The organism is Pseudomonas sp. CVAP#3 (genome assembly GCF_018986375.1).
GTDB classification, from domain to species: Bacteria; Pseudomonadota; Gammaproteobacteria; order Pseudomonadales; family Pseudomonadaceae; genus Aquipseudomonas; species Aquipseudomonas helvetica.
Genome location: NZ_JAHMSC010000003.1, coordinates 334372 through 355152 on the forward strand (window position 1 = coordinate 334372; position 20781 = coordinate 355152).

Sequence of the window (20781 nt, forward strand, 5' to 3'; positions counted from 1 at the left end):
TCTATACCCTCTTGAAACGCCCTGAAATTGGCGTTTTACCCCGCTGAAAAGCATCGCGGGCAAGCCTTGCTACTACGGATTTGTGTCGTGCCACAATTGGCTGATCGACACTAAACCTGTAGGAGCAAGGCTTGCCCGCGATTGCGTGAAGCGCGGCCTTTAACGATTACGCGATATCGCGCAGCTCCCGCCGCAATATCTTGCCCACCGGCGTCATCGGTAGCGACTCACGCAGCACGATGTGCTTGGGCACCTTGTAGGCGGTGAAGTTTTCCTTGCAGTAGGCCTTCAGCTCTTCAAGGCTGATCCCCGCTTCACGCGCTACCACGAAGAGCTTCACCGCTTCCCCGGAACGTTCGTCCGGCACACCGATCACCGCGCAGTTGGCGACTTTCGGGTGCGCCATGACCACATCCTCGATTTCATTCGGGTAAACGTTGAAACCCGAAACGATGATCATGTCTTTCTTGCGATCGACAATCCGTACGAATCCGTCCGGGTCGATCACCGCGATGTCGCCGGACTTGAACCAGCCGTCGGCATCCAGCACTTCGGCGGTGGCTTCGGGTTTCTGCCAGTAGCCTTTCATGATTTGCGGGCCCTTGATGCACAGCTCGCCGCGCTCGCCCATAGGCTGTTCGACACCGTCATCATTGATGACTTTCAAGGTGGTACCCGGCACCGGCAGGCCGACCGTGCCAATACGCGACTTGTCGCCATACGGATTGGTGCAGGCCACTGGCGAGGTTTCGGTCAAGCCGTAGCCTTCGGTGATCCGGCAACCGGTTATCTGCTCCCAGCGTTCGGCGGTGGCCTTGACCAGTGCGGTGCCGCCGGAGTTGGTGAGTTTGAGGCTGGAAAAGTCCAGGGTCTTGAAGTCCGGATGATCCATCAGTGCAACGAATAGCGTGTTGAGCCCCAGCAGCGCCGAGAACCGCCAGTTTTTCAGTTCTTTGATGAAGCCGGCGATGTCCCGAGGATTGGTGATCAACACGTTGTGGTTGCCGGTCACCATCATGCACATGCAGTTCGCCGTGAAGGCATAGATGTGGTACAGCGGCAGCGGCGCGATCATCACTTCCTGACCTTCGCGCAACAACGGCTTGCCGTCACTGCCGAACTGGCCGAGGCAGGCGCGGGCCTGCTGCATGTTGGCAACCAGATTGCCGTGGGTCAGCATCGCGCCCTTGGCCAATCCCGTGGTGCCGCCGGTGTATTGCAGCACAGCGATATCGTCGAGGCTGACCTTCAATGGCTTGATGCCCTGACCGCGGCCCAGGCGCAACGCGCTCTTGAAGGAAATCGCCTGCGGCAGATCGTAGGTCGGGACCATCTTCTTGACCTTGTCGACCACGGTGTTGATCAGCCAGCCCTTGGCGGTCGGCATCAGGTCGCCCATCTTCGCTTCGATCAGGTACTGAATCTCGGTGTCGGGCAGTACTTCCTGGACCTTCTGCCCGAACATGTTCAGGTACACCAGCGCCCGGGCACCGGAGTCCTTGAACTGGTGACGCATCTCGCGCGCGGTGTACAGCGGGTTGGTGTTGACCACGATCAGCCCGGCACGCAGTGCGCCGAACACGGCAATCGGATAATGCAGGACATTGGGCATCTGCACCGCGATGCGATCACCAGGCAGCAGGTCGGTCTGTGTTTGCAGGTAGCCAGCGAACGCCGCGCTGTAGCGTTCAAGCTCGGCATAGGTGAGCGTCACACCCATGTTGCTGAACGCCGGACGGTCAGCGAATTTCTTGCAGGAACGCTCGAACACCTCGATCACCGACTTGTAGGCACCCAAATCGATATCATTGGGTACGCCGGCCGGGCGTTTGTCATTCCAGAAATCAGGTTGCATTGTTTTTGTCCTCTTTACCTGAGCAAATCCGGGCCGCCTCTCTGTGACGCTGAAAAGCGGGGCTTCTGGGACACTAGCAGCTATGGTGATTCAGGCAAATATACGCACCAGCTTCATTGACAGTGTGAATCTTGCTGCTGAGGGACACCCACATCGCACGCCCTGCGGTTGATGAGCTATACAATGCAACGACGCCGCACCTAAACAAAACCGTGCAAAGGAATCGCCATGATCCACGACACTTTCTGGTTGACCGCGAGCGATCACAGTCGACTTTTCGTCAACCAGTGGTTGCCTGAAGGCCCGCTGAAGGCGGTGACTCTGCTGTCCCACGGTATGGCTGAACACAGCGGCCGTTATGCGCGGCTGGCGCAGGTTTTATGTGCCGAGGGTTACGGCGTCTATGCGCTGGACCAGCGCGGTCATGGCAAAACCGCCGAAAACGGCCTGCTCGGGCATTTCGCCGATCAGGACGGCTGGCGCAAAGTGGTCGGTGATCTGGCCAGCCTCAATCAGCACATCGGTCAGCACCATCCGGGCGTACCGATCGTGCTGCTCGGTCACAGCATGGGCAGCTACATCGCCCAGGCGTACCTGCTGCACCACAGCGCCAGCCTGCACGCTGCCGTGCTCAGTGGCTCGAACTTCCAGCCCGTCGCGCTCTACCGAGTAGCGCGCCTGATTGCGCGTTTCGAACGCTGGCGCCAGGGGCCTACCGGTCGCAGCGCACTGATCGAGTGGTTGTCGTTCGGTTCATTCAACAAGCCCTTCAAGCCTCATCGCACTCGATTCGACTGGCTCAGCCGCGACCCGGACGAAGTCGACAAGTACGTCCACGACCCGCTCTGCGGCTACCGTTGCACCAATCAGCTGTGGATCGACCTGCTCGGCGGCTTGCAGCAAATCAGCAAAGCGTCCAATCTCGCGGAGATCGATCCGGGCCTGCCATTGCTGGTGATCGGAGGTGAATGTGATCCGGTGAGCGAAGGCAAACGTCTCAAGGCTCTGGCCGACGCACTGCGCGGCGCTGGCAACCAGTGCATGCAGCTGAATATCTACCCGCAAGCCCGGCACGAACTGTTCAACGAGAGCAACCGCGATGAAGTGACCGCGGACCTGCTCAAATGGCTGGCTGAGGCACTGAGCCATCGCCGGCCACCCCGAACCGAATAATGTTTGGTTATTACACTTAACTCGTCACAGGATTCAAGACACATGACCCAGGTTACCAATACCCCGTACGAAGCCCTCGAAGTCGGCCAGACCGCCAGCTACAGCAAGACCGTCGAGGAACGCGATATTCAGCTGTTCGCGGCGATGTCCGGAGACCACAACCCGGTGCACCTGGACCCCGAGTTTGCGGCAGCGAGCATGTTCAAGGAACGCATCGCCCACGGCATGTTCAGCGGTGCGCTGATCAGCGCCGCCGTCGCCTGCGAGCTGCCTGGACCGGGGACTATCTATATCGGTCAGCAAATGAGCTTTCAGAAGCCGGTAAAAATCGGCGACACCCTGACCGTACGCCTGGAAATCCTCGAAAAACTGCCGAAATTCCGCGTGCGCATCGCCACTCGGGTATTCAACCAGCGCGATGAGCTGGTCGTGGACGGCGAGGCCGAAATCCTCGCACCGCGCAAGCAACAGACCGTGACCTTGCCGACATTGCCCGCTATCAGCATCGGCTGATGCCCATATATGATCGCTCCCACGCTCGCGTGGGAACGATCCTCTGATCCCGGCGTTTTTGACCGACTCACGACCGGGCACGAGCCTGATAACACAAGACTTTGACCTGATCGTGATTGCGTTGCGCCCCGTGATACTGGCGCTCGACCAGATCACGAATCCCCAGCAGATTGTCTTCGTTGATCTTCTCGAGCGCTGCTTTGTAAGCCTTCAGGGCATGGTCCTCGCCACGCTCGGCTTCGTTGAGCACCACTTCTTCACTCTTTCCAGTGACCAATGATTTAACGCCAACCCAACGACGATGCCTATCACCACCGACACGGGTTCTGGTCTCGGGATCGCCCCCCATCGAACGCACGGTATGTTGAAGTTCGGCAGCGGCGCTGGCGCACTCGGCAGCGCGTTTGACAAACAGCGCCTTGAGTTCAGGATGCTTGATGTCCTGGGCACAGGTCTTGAAACCCTCCTGACCGTCCTTGCTGATCTCGATCAGGTCGTTCAGGACTGAAATCACTTCTTTATTGATGTCAGTCATTTTTCAATTCCTCGCAGACCAAGAGGGATACCTAAAACACTGCATCTCGTGTGCCAGTCCTCGATTTGAAGTTTTTACGATAAGTTTCAATACGTTAACTTTTAGCCAAACATCTGCATCCGAGTTATTTGCATGATCTGTCAATTGGCCTGCATGCAGAATGCCTGTATTTTCCAGACTGTTTGAATCAAGACGAGCGATCGATGAATCCCGAAAAGCTTGAACTGCTGGTCACCCGCGAAATGCCCTTTGGCAAATACAAGGGGCGCATCATTGCCGACCTGCCCGGCCAATACCTGAACTGGTTCGCCCGCGAGGGTTTCCCCCACGGTGAACTGGGTGGCTTGCTGGCCCTGATGCAGGAAATAGATCACAACGGCCTGTCCGACTTGCTCGACCCGCTGCGCGCCAAACATGGCAAACCCAAGCCACGCCACTGAACCACGGAACGAGTCGCCCCCATGCCCGAAAACACGCGCCGCGCCCTTGATGAAGCTTTTTGGCAAACGTTCGCCGACCGTTACGAAGTCCAGCCAGGTCCGATCAATCTGGAGAATGGTTACTTCGGCCGCATGTCGCGTACCGTGGTCGAGGAGTACCAGCGCAACATCGAGCTCATCAACCGCAGCAACTCGGTGCATGTGCGCCAGCGCTTCGAAAAAATCGAAAGCCTGAAAATACGCGGGCAACTGGCCGAGCTCTTGCAGGTGCCCGCCGAAGCGGTAGCCCTGACACGCAACGCCTCGGACGCGCTGCAATCGCTGATTCGCAACTACAACGGCTTGCAACCGGGCGATCAGGTGCTGTTGTGCGATCTGGAATACGACACGGTCAAAAGTGCGATGCGCTGGCTAGCTCGCTATCGCGGTGTCGAAGTGATCGAGATCGAGCATGCTCATCCCGCCAGCTTCGAGACGTTGGTGGCGACCTACCGCGAGGCGTTCGTGCGCTATCCACGGCTCAAGCTGATGGCGCTGACCCACGTCACCCATCGCACCGGCCTGGTGATGCCGGTCAAGGCGATTGCCGGCGCGGCCAAAGAGCACGGAATCGACGTGATCCTCGACGGCGCCCACGCCCTCGGCCAGATCGAATTCAACCTCGATGACCTGGGCATCTCTTTTGCCGGTTACAACCTGCACAAATGGATCGGTGCACCGTTGACCCTGGGGTTCATCTACATCGCACCACAGCGTCTGGCCGATATTGATCCGGACATGGGCGAGTTTCACTTTCCGCTCACCGACATCCGCTCGCGCACGCCTTACAGCACGCCAAACATCCCGGCGTTACTGACCTTGCCGCTGGTGTTCGAAGAACATCGTTCCATCGGTGGCGCGGCCGCCAAGGGTGCACGGCTTAACTACCTGCGCAATGTGTGGGTCAAGGCTGTTCGCGATGTGCAGGGCATTGAAGTCATGACCCCGGATGATCCGCGCCTGTATTGCGGCATCACCTCGATGCGCTTCACCCGGCATGCCGACCAACAAGCGATGGTCGACCGCCTGCTCAATGACTACAACCTGTTCACCGTGGCCCGCAACGGTTCGGCGTGCGGCAGCTGTATTCGCATTACACCGGGCCTGACCAGCACCGCACAGGAAATGCAGCTGTTGGCTCAAGCCCTGATCGAACTGAGTTGAGGCGATGAACACCGGAGCTTCTGGTGTTCACACGGTGTAAATGTCGAAGTCTTCGGGCTTGATCTGCGCTGACATCGCGCGCTTGTCGATCCCGATGGTCAACTGCCCGAAATAACCGTCTTCCCAGGAATCACGGGCAATGGTGTGGATTTTCAGTATCGAGTCTTCCCCATGCATTTGGGTAAAAAGCTCATCCTGATCGTTGCGCAGCGGCGAAATGCTCCGCCCGCTGTAGTCTTTGGCATTCAGCACCGAACGTGACGTCACCTCGGGAAGGTACAGCTGGCCGACCCAGGCAACATGCCGCGCCTCCAGGTGATTGCTGCCGGTTACGATTCGAACGGCAACGTGGATGTGCACGCTGCGCCCTGCATAAAACCCCGGATAAATCGTGGTAAACCTGGCGGCGCCTTTGCGATCGGTGAATTGCCCACCGCGCAAATAGGTGTCGTCATCGGTACGCGGAACCGAGCCGATATCGCCGACATCGACCTCTTTATCCGGATTGATCTTGCTCCAGCCTGAATAGGCCCCTCGCGCATTGCATTGCCAGATATCCACCAGGGCATCCGTCACCGGTTCGCAGGTGCTGACGTCGACAAGGCTCAGTTTGAGCAGCAAGGGAATGCCACTGGCGCCTTCACTGATGTTCCTTCGGATCAACCTGGGGTTCCTGAAGTACGGGCCGGCAATCTGTTCGGGAGCCAATAAACAGACTGGCCCGGTTGCCTTGGTTGTTGCGTGTTCTTCCATGAGTCGCTTCCTCCATAAGTTGCTCGAAGGATAAACAGATCTCTGGGGTGGGTGCGGTAACTATGTATACCTCTGAAGGGCAGCCACTTTACTGCGGGCAAAAAAAAACGGCGCACTGACCAAGTGCGCCGTAAAGCCGTAGAACACAACTACAACGATTCTGCGTAAAAAACTGTCGCTAAATCCATCAGTCCAGCAGAGCCAGCGCCTCGGCGGTGCACTCCTGGATACGTGCCCAGTCGCCATTCTTGATCCACTCCGGATCAAGCATCCAGCTACCGCCAACGCACATCACGTTTTTCAGTGCCATGTAACTCTTGATGTTGGCGGGGCCAACACCGCCGGTCGGGCAGAAACGTACTTCGCCGAACGGGCCGCCAAGGGCCTTGATCGCCGCCACGCCACCGCTGACTTCCGCCGGGAACAGCTTGAAGCGGCGATAGCCCAGGGCGTAGCCCTCCATGATCCCGGAGGCGTTGCTGATGCCTGGCAACAGCGGAATCGGGCTGGCAACGCTGGCTTCCAGCAGGTCGCGGGTAATGCCTGGGGTCACGATGAACTGCGAACCGGCGGCTTCAGCCGCGGCCAGCATGTTGCGATCAAGCACGGTGCCGGCACCGGTGACCAGCTCCGGACGCTGCTCACGCAGAATCTGGATGGCCTTGAGGCCGAACTGCGAACGCAGGGTGACTTCCAGGGCCGTCAATCCACCTGCGGCAAGGGCATCGGCCAGTGGCAGAATGTCTTGCTCACGGGCAATGGTGATCACCGGCAGAATCCGCGCCTTGACGCAGAGGCTGTCGATCAGGGCAACTTTGTCCGCCATGGAAACGGTCGGTTGAGTGTTTGTCATAGCGGCTGATCCTTGGTTCATGGGCACCAGTAAATCTCTAACGTGGGTTGCAGAAACGCGCGAATCGGCATTGCGGCGACATCGTCACCGGCCAGTGCGGCACTCAGGGTGGTCAACTTGGACTGACCGGAAATCGATAGCACGGTGAACTGCGCCGAGGCCAGCAGCGCACGACTCATGGTCAGACGCTGATGCGGCACGGTCGGCGCCAGCATCGGCCAGCATCGGCGCGTGCCGTCGGCTCGCAAGGCTTCGACCAGGTTCGGGCTGTTGGGGAACAGCGAGGCAGTGTGGCCGTCGTCGCCCATCCCCAACACCAGCACGTCGATTGCCGGCAACTCGGCGAGCAAGCGGTCGGCCTGCTCGGCTGCCTGTTCAAGGTTGGCAGTGGCGCTGTAGAGGCTGAGGAATTTCGCCTTGGCCGCCGGGCCCTGTAACAAGTAACGCTTGAGCAGACCGGCATTGCTGTCGGCGTGCTCCACCGGTACCCAGCGCTCGTCGGCCAGGGTCACCACGACCTTGGACCAGTCCAGCGTCTGCTTGGCCAGATGCTGGAAAAACGCCACCGGGCTGCGTCCGCCGGAGACCACCAGCGTCGCGGCGCCTCGGGCATCAATAGCGTCGCTGAGTTGCTTGGCCACCTTCAGTGCCAGGCCTTCGGCCAGCAACACCGGGCTGCGAAACTCATGAGCGCTGACGCCCTGAGGCAGTTTGAATTCAGATATCGCCATACCACGACCTCCCGTCCCGCGTGATCAGTGCAATGGAACTCATCGGTCCCCAGGAGCCCGCCGCATACGGCTTGGGCGCATCACCGGACTTCTTCCACCCGGCAATCAGCTGGTCACACCACTTCCACGCGGCTTCGATTTCATCTTTACGGACAAACAGGTTCTGATTGCCGCGCATCACTTCCAGCAACAACCGTTCGTAGGCATCGGGAATCCGCGCGCTGCGATAGGTATCGGAAAAATTCAGCTGCAACGGACCGCTGCGCAGCTGCATGCCCTTGTCCAGGCCCTGTTCTTTGGTCATCACGCGCAAGGAAATACCTTCGTCCGGTTGCAGGCGGATGATCAGCTTGTTGCTGATCTGCAAGCGCTGCTCGGGAGCGAAGATGTAGTGCGACGGTTCCTTGAAGTGGATAACGATCTGCGACAGCTTCTGCGGCATGCGTTTACCGGTACGCAGGTAAAACGGCACGCCCGCCCAACGCCAGTTGCGGATGTCGGCACGCAGGGCGACGAAGGTTTCGGTGTCGCTCTGGGTGTTGGAGTTCTCCTCCTCCAGATAACCCGGCACCGACTTGCCTTCGCTGTGACCGGCGATGTACTGACCGCGCACCACCTGGGTGGTCAGGCCTTCCGGACTGATCGGCGCCAGCGCCTTGAGCACTTTGACTTTCTCGTCACGGATGCTGTCGGCCGAAAGATCCGCTGGCGGGTCCATGGCGATCAGGCACAGCAACTGCAACAGGTGGTTCTGGATCATGTCCCGCAGTTGACCGGCCTTGTCGAAGTAGCCCCAACGGCCCTCGATCCCGACCTTCTCGGCGACGGTGATTTCCACGTGGGAAATATAGTTCTGGTTCCACTGGGTTTCGAACAGGCTGTTGGCGAAACGCAGGGCGATCAGGTTCTGCACCGTCTCTTTGCCCAGGTAGTGGTCGATACGGTAAGTGCGGTTTTCCGGGAAGTACCGCGCCACGGCGTCGTTGACCTTGCGCGACGACTCGAGGTCCGAACCGATTGGCTTTTCCAGCACCACACGGGTGTTTTCAGCCAGACCGACTTTCGCCAGGTTCTCGCAAATCGCGCCGTAGACCGCAGCCGGCGTCGCGAAGTAGGCAATCATCCGCTGCGCCGAACCGGCCAGCTCGGCCAGGGCGACGTAGTCGTCAGACTGGAGGAAGTCAACATGCAGGTACGTCAGGCGGGCCAGGAAGCGTTCGACCACGGCTTCGTCGAGTTCCTTTTCCTCGACGTAATGGCGCAGTTCACTGGCAATAAATGCCAGATGCTCTTGCTCGCTGCCTGGTTCACGAGCCAGTGCGATAATGCGCGTGTCCTCGTGCAGCAGGCCAGCGCCATCGAGTTGGTACAAAGCAGGAAACAGCTTGCGCAGGGCCAGATCGCCGAGGGCGCCGAACAAGGCAAAGGTGCACGGTTCAACCGTAATCGAAGGCATGATGTTTGTTCTTTTATCAAGTTAAGCTACAAATACCTTTTTTTAAGGCATCGCTCAAGGGAAAATGTAGTAATAACCACAACATTTTTCCAAAATACAGATTCCGAGTGGTGGTCGGTCGGGGCCATCAGTAGGATAGGCCACCATTATGGGCCGCTTCACAGGCCCAATCTGCATAGCCGACCTAAGGAACATAAATGGACCGCGTGCGAAATTTACTGGAACAAATCCAGAATCGCCTTGCAGACCTGAACAAGGCCGAACGCAAGGTCGCCGAAGTGATCCTGCTCAACCCGCAGCAGGCCACTCGCTTCAGTATTGCCGCCCTCGCCCAGGCCGCCTCGGTCAGCGAGCCGACGGTCAACCGTTTCTGCCGTTCGTTCGGTGTCAGCGGCTACCCGGAACTCAAACTGCAACTGGCCCAAAGCCTGGCCAGCGGCGCGGCCTATGTCAGCCGCGCAGTGGAAGCCGACGACAACCCTGAAGCCTATACCCAGAAAATCTTTGGCAGCGCCATCGCATCGCTGGACAGCGCCTGTCAGGCACTGGACCCGAACCTGATCAGCCGCGCCGTGGATTTACTGATCCAGGCCCGGCAGATCCACTTCTTCGGCCTCGGTGCGTCAGCCCCGGTGGCGCTGGATGCGCAGCACAAGTTCTTCCGCTTCAACCTGGCGGTCACCGCCCATGCCGACGTGCTGATGCAGCGGATGATTGCCTCGGTGGCCCACACGGGCGAACTGTTCGTGATCATCTCCTACACCGGACGCACCCGCGAACTGGTCGAGGTGGCGCGCATTGCCCGTGAGAACGGTGCCTCGGTGCTGGGTCTGACAGCCGAGGGTTCGCCACTGGCCAAGGCCAGCACCTTGAGCCTGAACATCCCGCTGCCGGAAGACACCGACATCTACATGCCGATGACGTCGCGGATCATCCAGTTGACCGTGCTCGACGTGCTCGCCACCGGCATGACCCTGCGCCGCGGCGTCGACTTCCAGCCGCACCTGCGCAAGATCAAGGAAAGCCTCAACGCCAGCCGGTATCCGATCGGGGATGAGTTCAGCTGACGTTTGTCCAAGCCGAGTGCCCACTTGTGGCGAGGGGGCTTGCCCCCGTTGGGCTGCAAAGCAGCCCCAAAACCAGCCAACTCGGTAGTTCAGGTAAACCGTATCTACCGGTTTACGACTGCTGCGCAGCCGAACGGGGCGGTGCGGCGTTCCGACAAGCCCCCTCGCCACAGGGTTTGTGTACCACCTCTACACTCCCATCCGCGCCTGCAAACTCAAATGCGCCCGCTCTCCCGGTGCCAGGCTCAGGCTATCGGTGCCTCCGCAGGCTGCCTCTACACAGACAAACTCCGAGACCTCATTCCAGCTCACTCCCAGCAGCGGCCGTGACCCGGGATGCCAGACCACAGTGTCAGCGCTGTCGCCGGTATCGATGCACAACTGGCGCTGCCAGGCGTGGTCCTTGAGCTGTAACTCGCCCTCGTGCTGGAACACCCGCTGACAGCCACCTTCCACCCGCAACTCGCCCTTTTGCTCGCAGAACTCGCGCTTGAGCTGGTCATAGCCTTGCGCGCCATCGAGTCCAGACAGCGCTATCTCAGCAACGTCGCCAATACGCCAATAGGCGTGCAATGCATGGCTCAACTGGCACGGCAGGCTGTCCTGATGCTCGGTGCTCAGGCGCAAATCCATGCGCTCGCCCAAGTGCGCATGCAAGTCCACCTGCCAGTCACACAACTGCAATTGCCAATGCAGGCGCACGCCATCGTCATCGGTGCTGCTGTCGATCAGTTTCCAGTCGATCAGCCGCGCCCAACCATGGGACGGCCAGGCATTTTCGCTTGGATGACGGCCAAACCACGGCCAGCACACCGGTACGCCGCCGCGAATCGCGCCGACCTGCGGCCACTTCGCCGCGCACCAGAGCCAGGGCTTTTGGCCCGCGGGCTGAAAATGCAGCAATTGCGCGCCCTGACGACTGAACACCGCCTGACACAGCGGATGGTCGATCACCAGCACTTCACGCTGCTGATAGCGCTCCCAGGCAAACACCGGGCGCTCGCGCAGGGATTTGAAGAAGCGTTGTAGCGGATGCTCAAGCATGTGCCGCGGTCCTGAAAATCATGGATGTACTCATCACCATTGTCACAACAGCGCTTTTGTGGCGAGGGAGCTTGCTCCCGCTGGGCTGCGAAGCGGCCCCAAAACCAGTCATCGCGCTGCTTCAGCCAAACCACATTTACCGGATTTACGACTGCTGCGCCCGAGCGCGGACCGGCCGGCGGGAGCAAGCTCCCTCGCCACAGAAAACAGTCGTGTGCGGCGCCCCAAAAAAAAGCGGACAGCCTTGGCCGTCCGCAAAAATGCGCACATGGAGAGGAGCTTATCGCAGCTGCGTTAGAACACCGACTGAATTTTCAAACCGGCGACCAGCGCGTTGTCGACTTCATCAACACCGCCAGGGTGAGTGATGTATTGCAGGTTAGGGCGCACCGTCAGCCAGTTGGTAACGTGGAAACCGTAGTTGATCTCGTAGTTGTACTCGGTGGAACGCAGTGGCGAGAACAACGGATTGTCGTAGTCGCTGACACCATTGGCGGCGTTGAGCAACTCGGCGTTTTTCTTCACGTCATCGTTGACATGGATACGGGCAAAACCGATTCCGACGTCATCTTTTGGACGTGCATCGAATGGGCCCTTGTACACAAACATCAGCGACTGGTAGTTGTCGACGACGTTGGTGTCCTTGTCGTGGAAAGTCGCGTTGGCCGCGACATTCAGACCGCGAGAAGCATCACCGTTGTGGGTGGTGAGTTGTTGTTGCGCCACAAACCAGTAGCCGTGCTTGCTGTCGTGGCTGCGGAAGGCCTTGCCTGTGGTCGCTGCATCATCGCCATTGTCGTCTTTACGGACGTCATTGGCGTCGGCAGTGCTCTTGTAGTAACCGACACGGTATTCGCCCGGCAGGTTGTTGACCTTCGGCGACCAGACCAGTTCGACCGGCAAGACGGTGCCCTTGGTACCACTGCCGCTGAGCTTGAAGCCGTTACCGTGTTCCAGTTGCGATGGGTTCTGGTTGTACGCACCAATCTGCGCATAGAACTCAGGCGTGATGTTGTACTTCACGCGAACCGCCGCCTGCATGACTGGCCAGTTGAACCAGATACCGGTCGCCCAGTTACCCGCTTGGGAGCCGCAGAACGCCAGGTTCTGGAACTCGCAAGGGAAGGTGTTGAAGTCTTCGCCCTCGCCGAAGTAACCGGCTTTGACGTCCAGTTTGCCGTCGAGGAACTGGTGCTGGACCCACAATTGGGTCAGACGGACCATATGGCCACGGCCGTAGACTTCCTGGGAGGAACTCAAGGTGCCGGCACGCGGGTCGCCGACACGGTCATTGGAGATGTTCTGACCGTTACGGTTGGTGAGCTGGATCTTGGCCTGGGTGTTGTCCCAGCCCCACAGTTTTTGCAGGTCCAGCGCCACGCCCAGACCAAACTGGTCGGCGTAACGTGCGGTCTTGTCGTGGTTGTAGCCGCCGTGGAGGTTGGCGCCCACTTCACCGACGTAATCCGCCTTGATGTCGATACCTTGGTCGATCAGCTTGGTCCGCTCGCCCCCCCAGTCACCCGTCATCCACTTGGAGTCGGCGCTGAATGCATCAGCTGCATGTACGTTACCGGCCATGGTCAGCACCGCAACAGCTGACAATTGGCAGATAAGCTGAGCGTTGTTCTTCTTTTTCATCCCTACATCCTCGTCTTTATTGTTATTAACTGTTTTTATCTAACGCGGTTTACAGCGGTTGCGACGGATGTCCCCATCCGCCGCGAATCCCCCACAACTTGATCTTCAGCGCCCTTTGAACTGAGCGACGTTGTCGCTGTGAGTCCCGGTTTTCGCTTGACCGGCCGTCCCCAGGCGTTCGCCCGTCTTGGCATCGAACAGCAGCACTTTCGATGGATCGAATTGCAGGGTCAGGGTCTCACCCACGGCCGGCGCAACGTCCGGCGCCAGACGGCAGCAGACTTTGGTTTCGTTCAAATTGACGAACACCAGCGTATCGGGACCGGTCGGCTCGGTAACCTGAACTTCGGCGCGAATGGTCGGCAAACCATTGGCCTCGCCGTTCGCCAACACGATCTGCTCCGGGCGCATGCCGAGGATCACTTCGCGATCCTCAAGACCGGCATCCTGCATGCCCAGCGGCAGCTCGCAACGCGCCTGGCCGCTGTCGAGCAACGCCAGCAGACGGCCGTCCTTGCGCTGCAAACGCAGCGGGATGAAGTTCATCGGTGGCGAACCGATGAAGCTTGCAACGAAGAGGTTGGCCGGATCGTTGTAGATCTGCTTCGGCGTGCCGAACTGCTGAATGATCCCGTCCTTCATCACCGCCACTTTGTCGCCCAGGGTCATGGCTTCGATCTGGTCGTGAGTCACGTAGACCGTGGTGGTTTTCAGGCGCTGGTGCATCAGTTTCATTTCGGTACGCATCTCGACCCGCAGCTTGGCGTCGAGGTTGGACAGCGGTTCGTCGAACAGATAAATCTTCGGCCGCCGCGCCAGCGCACGCCCCATGGCCACACGCTGTTGCTGACCACCGGAAAGCTGACCCGGCTTGCGGCTGAGCAGGTGTTCGATTTGCAGCAGCTTGGCGACCCGCGCCACTTCTTCGTCGATTTCAGCCGCTGGCATTTTGCGGATCTTCAGGCCGAAGGCGATGTTGTCGCGCACGCTCATGGTCGGGTACAGCGCGTAGGACTGGAACACCATGGCGATGTCGCGATCCTTGGGGCTCATGCCGCTGATGTCAGCGTCGTCCACCAGAATCGCCCCGCCGCTGATGTTTTCCAGGCCCGCGATGCAGTTCATCAAGGTCGACTTGCCGCAACCGGACGGGCCGACGAGGATCAGGAACTCACCGTCATCGATCTTCAGTTCGATGTTTTTCAGGGTGTCCGGCAAGCCGCTGCCGTAGGTTTTGTTGACGTTGCGTAATTCGAGAGTTGCCATGTTCTACCCCTTGACCGCGCCGGACGTCAGCCCACGCAGGAAATACTTGCCAGCGAATATGTAGACCAGCAGTGTCGGCAGCCCGGCGATCATCGCCGCCGCCATATCAACGTTGTATTCCTTGACCCCGGTGCTGGTGTTGACCAGGTTGTTCAGGGCCACGGTGATTGGCTGGGCATCGCCACTGGCGAAGACCACACCGAACAGGAAGTCATTCCAGATCTGGGTGAACTGCCAGATCAGGCAGACCATCACGATCGGAATCGACATCGGCAGCAGGATCTTCCCGAAGATCGTGAAGAAGCCCGCACCATCCAGCCGCGCCGCCTTGACCAGCGCATCCGGAATGCTCACGTAGTAGTTACGGAAGAACAGCGTGGTGAACGCCAGCCCGTAGACGATGTGCACCAGCACCAGCCCTGTAGTGGTGTTGGCCAGGCCGAGTTTGCCGACGGTGAACGAGGCTGGCAGCAGCACGGTCTGGAACGGCAGGAAGCAGCCGAACAACAGCAGGCCGAAGAACAACTGCGAACCACGAAAGCGCCACATCGACAGCACGTAGCCGTTCATTGCACCGATGAAGGTCGAGATCAGCACTGCCGGCACGGTGATTTTCACCGAGTTCCAGAAGTAGCCGCCTACCACGTCCCAGGCCTTGATCCAGCCAATGCCATCAATCACTTGCGGCCAGCTCAAGAGGTTGCCGGTGCGGATGTCTTCCGGGGATTTGAAGCTGGTCAGCAACATCACCACCAGCGGAATCAGGTACACCGCAGCAGCCAGCAACAAGGTCGCGTAGATCGCTATACGGCTGAAGCTCAAGGCTGGTTTGCCAAGTTGATTACTCATGGCGTTTGCCTCGCAGTTCGGAGTACAGGTACGGCACCAGAATCGCCAGGATCGCGCCGAGCATCATCATTGCGCTCGCCGAACCGATGCCCATCTGGCCACGGCTGAAGGTGAAGGAATACATGAACATCGCCGGCAAGTCGGAGGAATAACCCGGACCGCCCGCGGTCATCGCCGCCACCAGGTCGAAGCTCTTGATCGCGATGTGCGCGAGAATCATGAAGGCGCTGAAAAACACCGGACGCAGGCTTGGCAGGACGATCTTCAAATAGATGGTCGGCAGGCTCGCACCGTCGACTTGAGCGGCACGGATGATCGACTGATCGACGCCGCGCAGGCCGGCCAAAAACATCGCCATCACAAACCCGGAGGCTTGCCATACGGCAGCGATCACCAGGCAGTAAACCACGCGATCCTGATCCACCAGCCAGTCCAGGCGAAAGCCTTCCCAGCCCCAGTCACGCAGCATCTTGTCCAGGCCCAGGCCTGGGTTGAGCAGCCATTTCCAGGCAGTACCGGTGACGATCATCGACAGCGCCATCGGGTACAGGTAGATGGTGCGAATGAAGCCTTCCTTGCGAATGCGCTGATCGAGCAGCACCGCCAGGAACACCCCGAGCACCAGGCTGATGCCGATGAACATGCCACCGAAGACCGCAAGGTTCTTGCTCGCGACCCACCAGCGGTCGTTCTCCATCAACCGCACGTATTGCTGCAGGCCGACCCACTTGTAGCTCGGCATGAAGCTGGAGTTGGTGAAGGACAAAACGAATGTCCAGATGATGTAACCGTAAAAGCCAACCAGGACGATCAGCATGCTCGGCGCCAAAACCAGTTTGGGGAGCCAGCGCTGCAGTGCGTCGAACGGTGAGGCTTTGCTGAAAACCGCCACAGAGCTCATCGGGATAATCCAGTTGAGGAAGTGAAATCCGGACCGAGCGCCCCCACTACACGAGCCATGGCCCGTGCAGGGAGACGAAGATCTGGGGTTGGCCGCAGGTCAGGCCCGCGGCGGTCCTGGTGTTACTGGGCGGCTTTGATGGCCGATGCCAGTTGGGCGCTGGCCTTGGCCGGGTCAGCGCTCTTGTCGTTCATGAAGTTGGTCACCACATCGAAGATCGCGCCTTGCACAGCCAGGGAAGTGGCCATGTTGTGCGCCATGCTCGGTTGCAGGCCGCCGGTCTTCTCGTCTGCCAGGAAGTCCTTGGCCGACGCCTGGGCGCAGGAGTCGAAGCCCAACGCGCTCATGTCATTGAGCATGTCGGTGCGCACCGGGATCGAACCTTTGTTGATGCTGAAGACCTTCTGGAAGTCTTTACCCAGCGCGACCTTGGCCAGGTCCTGCTGAGCGGCGATATCGCCGGTGCGATCAGCCTTGAGCTTGAACACCGCCAGGGAGTCGATGTTGTAGGTGAAGGCTTTTTCAGTGCCAGGGAACGGCACGCACTGATAGTCCTTGCCCGCTACCTTGTGGGCGGCGGTCCATTCGCTCTTGGCCCAGTCACCCATCATCTGCATGCCGGCCTTGCCGTTGATCACGTCGGCGGCAGCGATGTTCCAGTCACGGCCCGCGCGGTTGGGGTCCATGTAGCCAGTGAGTTTTTTCAGCTCGGTGAAGGACTTGACCATTTCCGGGCCGGACAGGGTTTTCTGGTCCAGATCGACCAGGGCTTTCTTGTAGCCCTCAGGGCCCATGACCGAGAGCACCACGTCTTCAAACACGGTGCTGTCCTGCCAAGGCTGACCACCGTGGGCCAGGGCAATGAAGCCCGCAGCTTTCAGTTTGTCGCCAGCGGCATAGAACTCTTCGAGGGTGGTCGGGGCTTTTTCGATACCGGCTTTCTTGAAGACCGCCGGGTTGATCCACAGCCAGTTGACGCGGTGAATGTTCACCGGAACGGCGACGTAATCGCCTTCGTATTTGACGGTGTCGGAGACTTTCTTCGAGAGCAGGCCATCCCAGTTTTCAGCTTTGGAAACGCCTTTCAGCGCATCAGTGCTGAGCAGGCCAGTGCTGCCCCACTCCTGGATATCCGGACCTTTGATTTGCGCGACACCCGGCGGGTTACCCGCTACGGCGCGGCTTTTGAGTACGGTCATGGCTGTAGCGCCACCGCCGCCGGCGACCGCACCGTCCTTCCAGGTGAAGCCGTCTTTTTCGACTTGAGCCTTGAGGACATCGACCGCTGCTTTTTCACCGCCCGAAGTCCACCAGTGCACGACTTCCACGGAACCTTTGGAATCGGCGGCAAGGGCGCTGAGAGGAAATGCAGTCAGGGGAAACAGCGTGGCAAGAGAAACGACAGTGGCGAGGCGAGAAATCGCATTCATCTAGCAGTACCTTTCTTGTTGTTATGCATGCAAGTCTGGTGCTTGCGCTGCAAACGAGTTTAAACAGCGTAGATCGCTTGGCAGGTAACGAAGCGACGGCAAAATGTCACCGCATGGTTACATAAGTATCGAAGTAGAGCCTTGAACCAAGGCGCTGGCCATGCTCGGTGCCAGCGGCAAGCGTGGAATCAACACCGCTTGCCAGGCGTGATAGAGGTCTGGTTTGCCGCCCCAGATCTCGGCGCTCGGACGGTTTTGCGGGTCGAGTTCGTGGTGCCAGCTGCCGTGAATCCGGTCGATCAGACAGCAGTCGCTGAACTCCCAGAAACGTCGGTACCAGGTTTCGTATTGCGCCTCACCGGTGCGTTTGAGCAAGGCACTGGCGGCGGCACTGGCTTCGCAGTGAACCCAATGCAAACGCTGGCGCACGACGGGGCGATTGTCCCAGTCGAGGGTGTAGACAATGCCTGGCACGCCATCGACGTCCCATCCGTGAAGGCAGTTGTTGGCGAAGAGTTGTTGCGCGTCGCTCACCAGCCAGCCGGGAGTCAGCATGCCGGCCTGCACGCGTGCCGCTTCGAGGTGCAACAGCAGCCGTGACCATTCGAAACCATGGCCCGGTGTGGTGCCGTAAGGACGAAAGCCATCGGCGGGGTTGTCGTGGTTGTACTCGCGCAGCGGCTGCCAGTCTCGATCGAAATGCTCGACAACCAGGTACTGATTCGCCGCCGCATGCCCGTGAATCACCCGCTCGACAATTCGCAGCGCACGGTTCAACCACCGGCTGTCCTGTGTGACATCGGCCAGCGCCAGAAAGGCTTCGGTGGCGTGCATGTTGCTGTTGGCACCGCGATAGGACTCCTCTTCGCTCCAGTCGCGATTAAAGGATTCGCGCATCGCGCCCTCCTCCTCGCTCCAGAAATGCTGCTCGATGTTGGCGATGGCATCACTGAGCAAGGCATCTGCTCCAGGCCTTTGGGCAACCACCGCGGAACTCGCCGCGAGCGCTACGAAAGCGTGCAGGTAAGCGGCCTTGCCGGTATCGCCATCACGGTGATCGGGCGCCGTAAACCAACCACCGAATTCGGCGTCACGCAACGGGCCATTCAGGGCATTGATGCCGTGATCCACCAGTTCGGCAAACCCCGGCAAGCCTTGGATGTGGGCCATGGCGAAGCTGTGGGTCATGCGGGCGGTGTTCATGGTGTGGGCCTGGGCGTCAGCCGGTAATTGGCCGCGTTCGTCCAGGTTGCCGAAGCCTTCAGGCAGCTTCGAGGCCTTGGCGAAAGCCAGCAGGCGCAGACCTTCGTCGGCCAGCCATTGCTGATGGGCAGGCGCGTTCAGCCAACTGCTGAAGGCAGGAGGGGTGGTGTTCATGGGATGCCTTTTTTTGTTGTTATGACCGGGAAGAGTCTAAACAACGGTGAAGGTGAAGCGGGTAACGAAGGGGGCGGGTTATGTCACTGACTTGTGACAAATGCTCAGAGCTTTTGTGGCGAGGGAGCTTGCTCCCGCTGGAGTGCGAAGCGCTCCCAAAACCTGCCACCGGAGTTTATCTGACGTACTGAGGTGCAGATTTTACGACTGCTGCGCAGCCGAGCGGGAGCAAGCTCCCTCGCCACAGGATCGGTTCCGGTCAGTCAAGGGAACGAGGCAGCTGCAACGTTACCCGCAGTCCGCCCTCGCGCAAATTCTGCAGGCTGACTTCTCCACCATGGCTATGGGCGATATTGCGCGCAATGCCCAACCCCAACCCGTAACCCTGCTGCTGTCCGGCCAGACGAAAGTGCGGCTCGAACACTTGCTCCAGTCGCTGCTCAGGCACGCCCGGGCCTTCGTCGTCGACGTGCAAGATAAACGCGCTGTCATCGTCATCGATGTGCAGATGGGCGTTCTGCCCGTACTTGAGCGCGTTGTCGATCAGGTTGCCGATACAGCGCTTGAGCGCCAGCGGCTTACCGGGATACGGCGCCAGCGCCCGGCCTTGCTGGGTTACGCGACCATTGCCGTTGGGCGCCAGGTAAGGCTCGACCAGGCAATCGAGCACATGGTTGAGGTCCACCGGCTCGATGTTTTCGTGGATGTCGGTGTCTTTGACGCATTGCAGTGCGCCTTTGACCAGCAGCTCCAGCTCATCCAGATCACGCCCGAACTTGGCTTGCAGCCGCTCATCTTCCAGCAACTCGACCCGCAGGCGCAGACGCGTGATGGGGGTGCGCAAGTCATGGGAAATCGCACTGAACAACTGGCTACGCTCCGTCAGGTAGCGGCTGATGCGCTCGCGCATGGCGTTAAATGCCCGGCCGACTTCGACCACTTCACTGCCACCGCCCTCGGCCACCGGTTCCACTTCGGCGCCCAGCGACATGTCCCGCGCCGCCCGCGCCAGACGCTTGAGCGGTCGGCTCTGCCAGTGCACCAACAGGCCAATAAACAACAACAGAAAACCGCTGGTGAGCACGATGAACCAGACCTGCTGCGACGGCAGGCCCTGCTCTTCCAGGCTGGTATAGGGTTCGGGCAACAGCGAAGCGATGTACAGCCATTCGCCTTGGGCCAGTTTGATCTGGGTAACCAGCACTGGTGGATTGACTGGTTCCAGGGTCAACGCGTAGTGCGCCCAGGAGCGCGGTAACTCATCAAGCTTCAAACCACCATTGAAGATCCGCAGATCGTCCGGGCTGACGAATTGCACCGAGATATTGGTGTCCGCGCCCAGCGATTGGCGCAGCACTTCATCCACTGCCGCGAGCACCGCTTCTTTGCGCGGGGTCGGCGGCAACAGCTGCATTTCCAGCGGTTTGTCGTTGAGCGTTACCACGAAACGGGTGCCGCCCATGCTGCGCAACTGGTCGAGAACCAGCGGCCGGTACGCCACTGGCAAGGAGCGAAAGTAACTGACGCTGGCGGTCATCGAATGCGCCAGGCTGCGAGCTGCGGTGACCAGCCCTTCCAACTGCGTGGCACGCAATTGCGAGACCCAGATCACGCTCGACAGCGTCTGCGCGAACAACACCGCGAGCAGAGTCAGCAGCAACATCCGCCCAAGCAGCGAACGCGGCACCGGCACC

The 20781-nt window shown here is 59.5% G+C and carries 19 protein-coding genes; 5 read left to right on the forward strand and 14 right to left on the reverse strand.

The window, feature by feature from the left end; genetic code table 11:
* Window positions 1-166: 166 nt before the first annotated feature.
* Window positions 167-1855: a long-chain-fatty-acid--CoA ligase FadD2 gene (gene fadD2, locus KRR23_RS07735; protein WP_216742011.1), complete on the reverse strand. Its 1689-nt coding sequence runs from the start codon at window positions 1853-1855 to the stop codon at window positions 167-169.
* Window positions 1856-2083: 228 nt separating this feature from the next.
* Here fadD2 and KRR23_RS07740 point away from each other — a divergent pair, with 228 nt between their 5' ends.
* A complete protein-coding gene (locus tag KRR23_RS07740; protein ID WP_216742012.1) occupies window positions 2084-3028 on the forward strand; it encodes an alpha/beta hydrolase in 945 nt (314 codons plus the stop codon).
* Between the two features lie 42 nt (window positions 3029-3070).
* Window positions 3071-3541: a MaoC family dehydratase gene (locus tag KRR23_RS07745; protein ID WP_054593675.1), complete on the forward strand. Its 471-nt coding sequence runs from the start codon at window positions 3071-3073 to the stop codon at window positions 3539-3541.
* Window positions 3542-3608: 67 nt separating this feature from the next.
* On the opposite strand, the gene KRR23_RS07750 is transcribed toward KRR23_RS07745, so the two are convergent.
* Entirely contained in the window at window positions 3609-4076 is a 468-nt protein-coding gene (locus tag KRR23_RS07750) for a PA2169 family four-helix-bundle protein (RefSeq protein WP_216742013.1), read from the reverse strand.
* Between the two features lie 203 nt (window positions 4077-4279).
* Between KRR23_RS07750 and KRR23_RS07755 the strand changes: the two genes are divergently transcribed.
* Window positions 4280-4516, forward strand: coding sequence for a DUF3820 family protein (locus tag KRR23_RS07755; RefSeq protein ID WP_019693207.1), 237 nt, complete (start codon window positions 4280-4282; stop codon window positions 4514-4516).
* A 21-nt stretch (window positions 4517-4537) separates the two neighbouring features.
* On the forward strand, window positions 4538-5719 hold the full coding sequence (locus KRR23_RS07760; RefSeq protein ID WP_216742014.1) for an aminotransferase class V-fold PLP-dependent enzyme: 1182 nt from the start codon (window positions 4538-4540) through the stop codon (window positions 5717-5719).
* A gap of 27 nt (window positions 5720-5746) precedes the next feature.
* On the opposite strand, the gene KRR23_RS07765 is transcribed toward KRR23_RS07760, so the two are convergent.
* The 4 genes from KRR23_RS07765 to zwf form a co-directional block, all read right to left on the reverse strand.
* A complete protein-coding gene (locus KRR23_RS07765; protein WP_216742015.1) occupies window positions 5747-6472 on the reverse strand; it encodes an intradiol ring-cleavage dioxygenase in 726 nt (241 codons plus the stop codon).
* Window positions 6473-6659: 187 nt separating this feature from the next.
* Window positions 6660-7325 (reverse strand): bifunctional 4-hydroxy-2-oxoglutarate aldolase/2-dehydro-3-deoxy-phosphogluconate aldolase, encoded by a 666-nt coding sequence (locus KRR23_RS07770; protein ID WP_123584259.1) that lies wholly within the window; start codon window positions 7323-7325, stop codon window positions 6660-6662.
* A gap of 17 nt (window positions 7326-7342) precedes the next feature.
* A complete protein-coding gene (pgl, locus tag KRR23_RS07775; RefSeq protein ID WP_216742016.1) occupies window positions 7343-8056 on the reverse strand; it encodes a 6-phosphogluconolactonase in 714 nt (237 codons plus the stop codon).
* Window positions 8043-9512: a glucose-6-phosphate dehydrogenase gene (gene zwf / locus KRR23_RS07780; protein ID WP_216742017.1), complete on the reverse strand. Its 1470-nt coding sequence runs from the start codon at window positions 9510-9512 to the stop codon at window positions 8043-8045. The genes pgl and zwf overlap by 14 nt, the downstream gene beginning before the upstream one ends.
* A 206-nt stretch (window positions 9513-9718) precedes the next feature.
* On the opposite strand from zwf, the gene KRR23_RS07785 reads away from it, so the two are divergent.
* Window positions 9719-10579 carry a MurR/RpiR family transcriptional regulator gene (locus tag KRR23_RS07785; RefSeq protein WP_173859948.1) on the forward strand — a complete coding sequence of 287 codons (861 nt, stop codon included), beginning with the start codon at window positions 9719-9721 and terminating at the stop codon, window positions 10577-10579.
* Between the two features lie 189 nt (window positions 10580-10768).
* Here KRR23_RS07785 and KRR23_RS07790 read toward each other — a convergent pair whose 3' ends face one another.
* The 8 genes from KRR23_RS07790 to KRR23_RS07825 all read right to left on the reverse strand — a co-directional run bounded on the left by KRR23_RS07790 (window position 10769) and on the right by KRR23_RS07825 (window position 20774).
* The gene (locus tag KRR23_RS07790; RefSeq protein WP_216742018.1) at window positions 10769-11623 is read right to left on the reverse strand and encodes a D-hexose-6-phosphate mutarotase; all 855 of its coding nucleotides are present in this window, start codon (window positions 11621-11623) and stop codon (window positions 10769-10771) included.
* Between the two features lie 294 nt (window positions 11624-11917).
* Window positions 11918-13264, reverse strand: coding sequence for a carbohydrate porin (locus KRR23_RS07795; RefSeq protein WP_216742019.1), 1347 nt, complete (start codon window positions 13262-13264; stop codon window positions 11918-11920).
* 105 nt (window positions 13265-13369) lie between these two features.
* Window positions 13370-14530, reverse strand: coding sequence for an ABC transporter ATP-binding protein (locus KRR23_RS07800; protein ID WP_019693216.1), 1161 nt, complete (start codon window positions 14528-14530; stop codon window positions 13370-13372).
* 3 nt (window positions 14531-14533) lie between these two features.
* On the reverse strand, window positions 14534-15379 hold the full coding sequence (locus KRR23_RS07805) for a carbohydrate ABC transporter permease (protein ID WP_054593683.1): 846 nt from the start codon (window positions 15377-15379) through the stop codon (window positions 14534-14536).
* Window positions 15372-16280, reverse strand: coding sequence for a carbohydrate ABC transporter permease (locus tag KRR23_RS07810; RefSeq protein WP_019693218.1), 909 nt, complete (start codon window positions 16278-16280; stop codon window positions 15372-15374). Before KRR23_RS07810 ends, KRR23_RS07805 begins: the two co-directional genes overlap by 8 nt.
* Before the next feature lie 122 nt (window positions 16281-16402).
* On the reverse strand, window positions 16403-17710 hold the full coding sequence (locus tag KRR23_RS07815; protein WP_216742020.1) for an ABC transporter substrate-binding protein: 1308 nt from the start codon (window positions 17708-17710) through the stop codon (window positions 16403-16405).
* 117 nt (window positions 17711-17827) lie between these two features.
* The gene (locus KRR23_RS07820) at window positions 17828-19087 is read right to left on the reverse strand and encodes an AGE family epimerase/isomerase (protein WP_216742021.1); all 1260 of its coding nucleotides are present in this window, start codon (window positions 19085-19087) and stop codon (window positions 17828-17830) included.
* A gap of 259 nt (window positions 19088-19346) precedes the next feature.
* Window positions 19347-20774: an ATP-binding protein gene (locus KRR23_RS07825; RefSeq protein ID WP_216742123.1), complete on the reverse strand. Its 1428-nt coding sequence runs from the start codon at window positions 20772-20774 to the stop codon at window positions 19347-19349.
* Window positions 20775-20781 lie beyond the last annotated feature (7 nt).

Coding starts and splice junctions, on each gene's coding strand:
- fadD2 (WP_216742011.1), bottom strand. CDS start 1,855: ATGCAACCTGATTTCTGGAATGACAAACGCCCGGCCGGCGTACCCAAT.
- KRR23_RS07740 (WP_216742012.1), top strand. CDS start 2,084: ATGATCCACGACACTTTCTGGTTGACCGCGAGCGATCACAGTCGACTT.
- KRR23_RS07745 (WP_054593675.1), top strand. CDS start 3,071: ATGACCCAGGTTACCAATACCCCGTACGAAGCCCTCGAAGTCGGCCAG.
- KRR23_RS07750 (WP_216742013.1), bottom strand. CDS start 4,076: ATGACTGACATCAATAAAGAAGTGATTTCAGTCCTGAACGACCTGATC.
- KRR23_RS07755 (WP_019693207.1), top strand. CDS start 4,280: ATGAATCCCGAAAAGCTTGAACTGCTGGTCACCCGCGAAATGCCCTTT.
- KRR23_RS07760 (WP_216742014.1), top strand. CDS start 4,538: ATGCCCGAAAACACGCGCCGCGCCCTTGATGAAGCTTTTTGGCAAACG.
- KRR23_RS07765 (WP_216742015.1), bottom strand. CDS start 6,472: ATGGAAGAACACGCAACAACCAAGGCAACCGGGCCAGTCTGTTTATTG.
- KRR23_RS07770 (WP_123584259.1), bottom strand. CDS start 7,325: ATGACAAACACTCAACCGACCGTTTCCATGGCGGACAAAGTTGCCCTG.
- pgl (WP_216742016.1), bottom strand. CDS start 8,056: ATGGCGATATCTGAATTCAAACTGCCTCAGGGCGTCAGCGCTCATGAG.
- zwf (WP_216742017.1), bottom strand. CDS start 9,512: ATGCCTTCGATTACGGTTGAACCGTGCACCTTTGCCTTGTTCGGCGCC.
- KRR23_RS07790 (WP_216742018.1), bottom strand. CDS start 11,623: ATGCTTGAGCATCCGCTACAACGCTTCTTCAAATCCCTGCGCGAGCGC.
- KRR23_RS07795 (WP_216742019.1), bottom strand. CDS start 13,264: ATGAAAAAGAAGAACAACGCTCAGCTTATCTGCCAATTGTCAGCTGTT.
- KRR23_RS07800 (WP_019693216.1), bottom strand. CDS start 14,530: ATGGCAACTCTCGAATTACGCAACGTCAACAAAACCTACGGCAGCGGC.
- KRR23_RS07805 (WP_054593683.1), bottom strand. CDS start 15,379: ATGAGTAATCAACTTGGCAAACCAGCCTTGAGCTTCAGCCGTATAGCG.
- KRR23_RS07810 (WP_019693218.1), bottom strand. CDS start 16,280: ATGAGCTCTGTGGCGGTTTTCAGCAAAGCCTCACCGTTCGACGCACTG.
- KRR23_RS07815 (WP_216742020.1), bottom strand. CDS start 17,710: ATGAATGCGATTTCTCGCCTCGCCACTGTCGTTTCTCTTGCCACGCTG.
- KRR23_RS07820 (WP_216742021.1), bottom strand. CDS start 19,087: ATGAACACCACCCCTCCTGCCTTCAGCAGTTGGCTGAACGCGCCTGCC.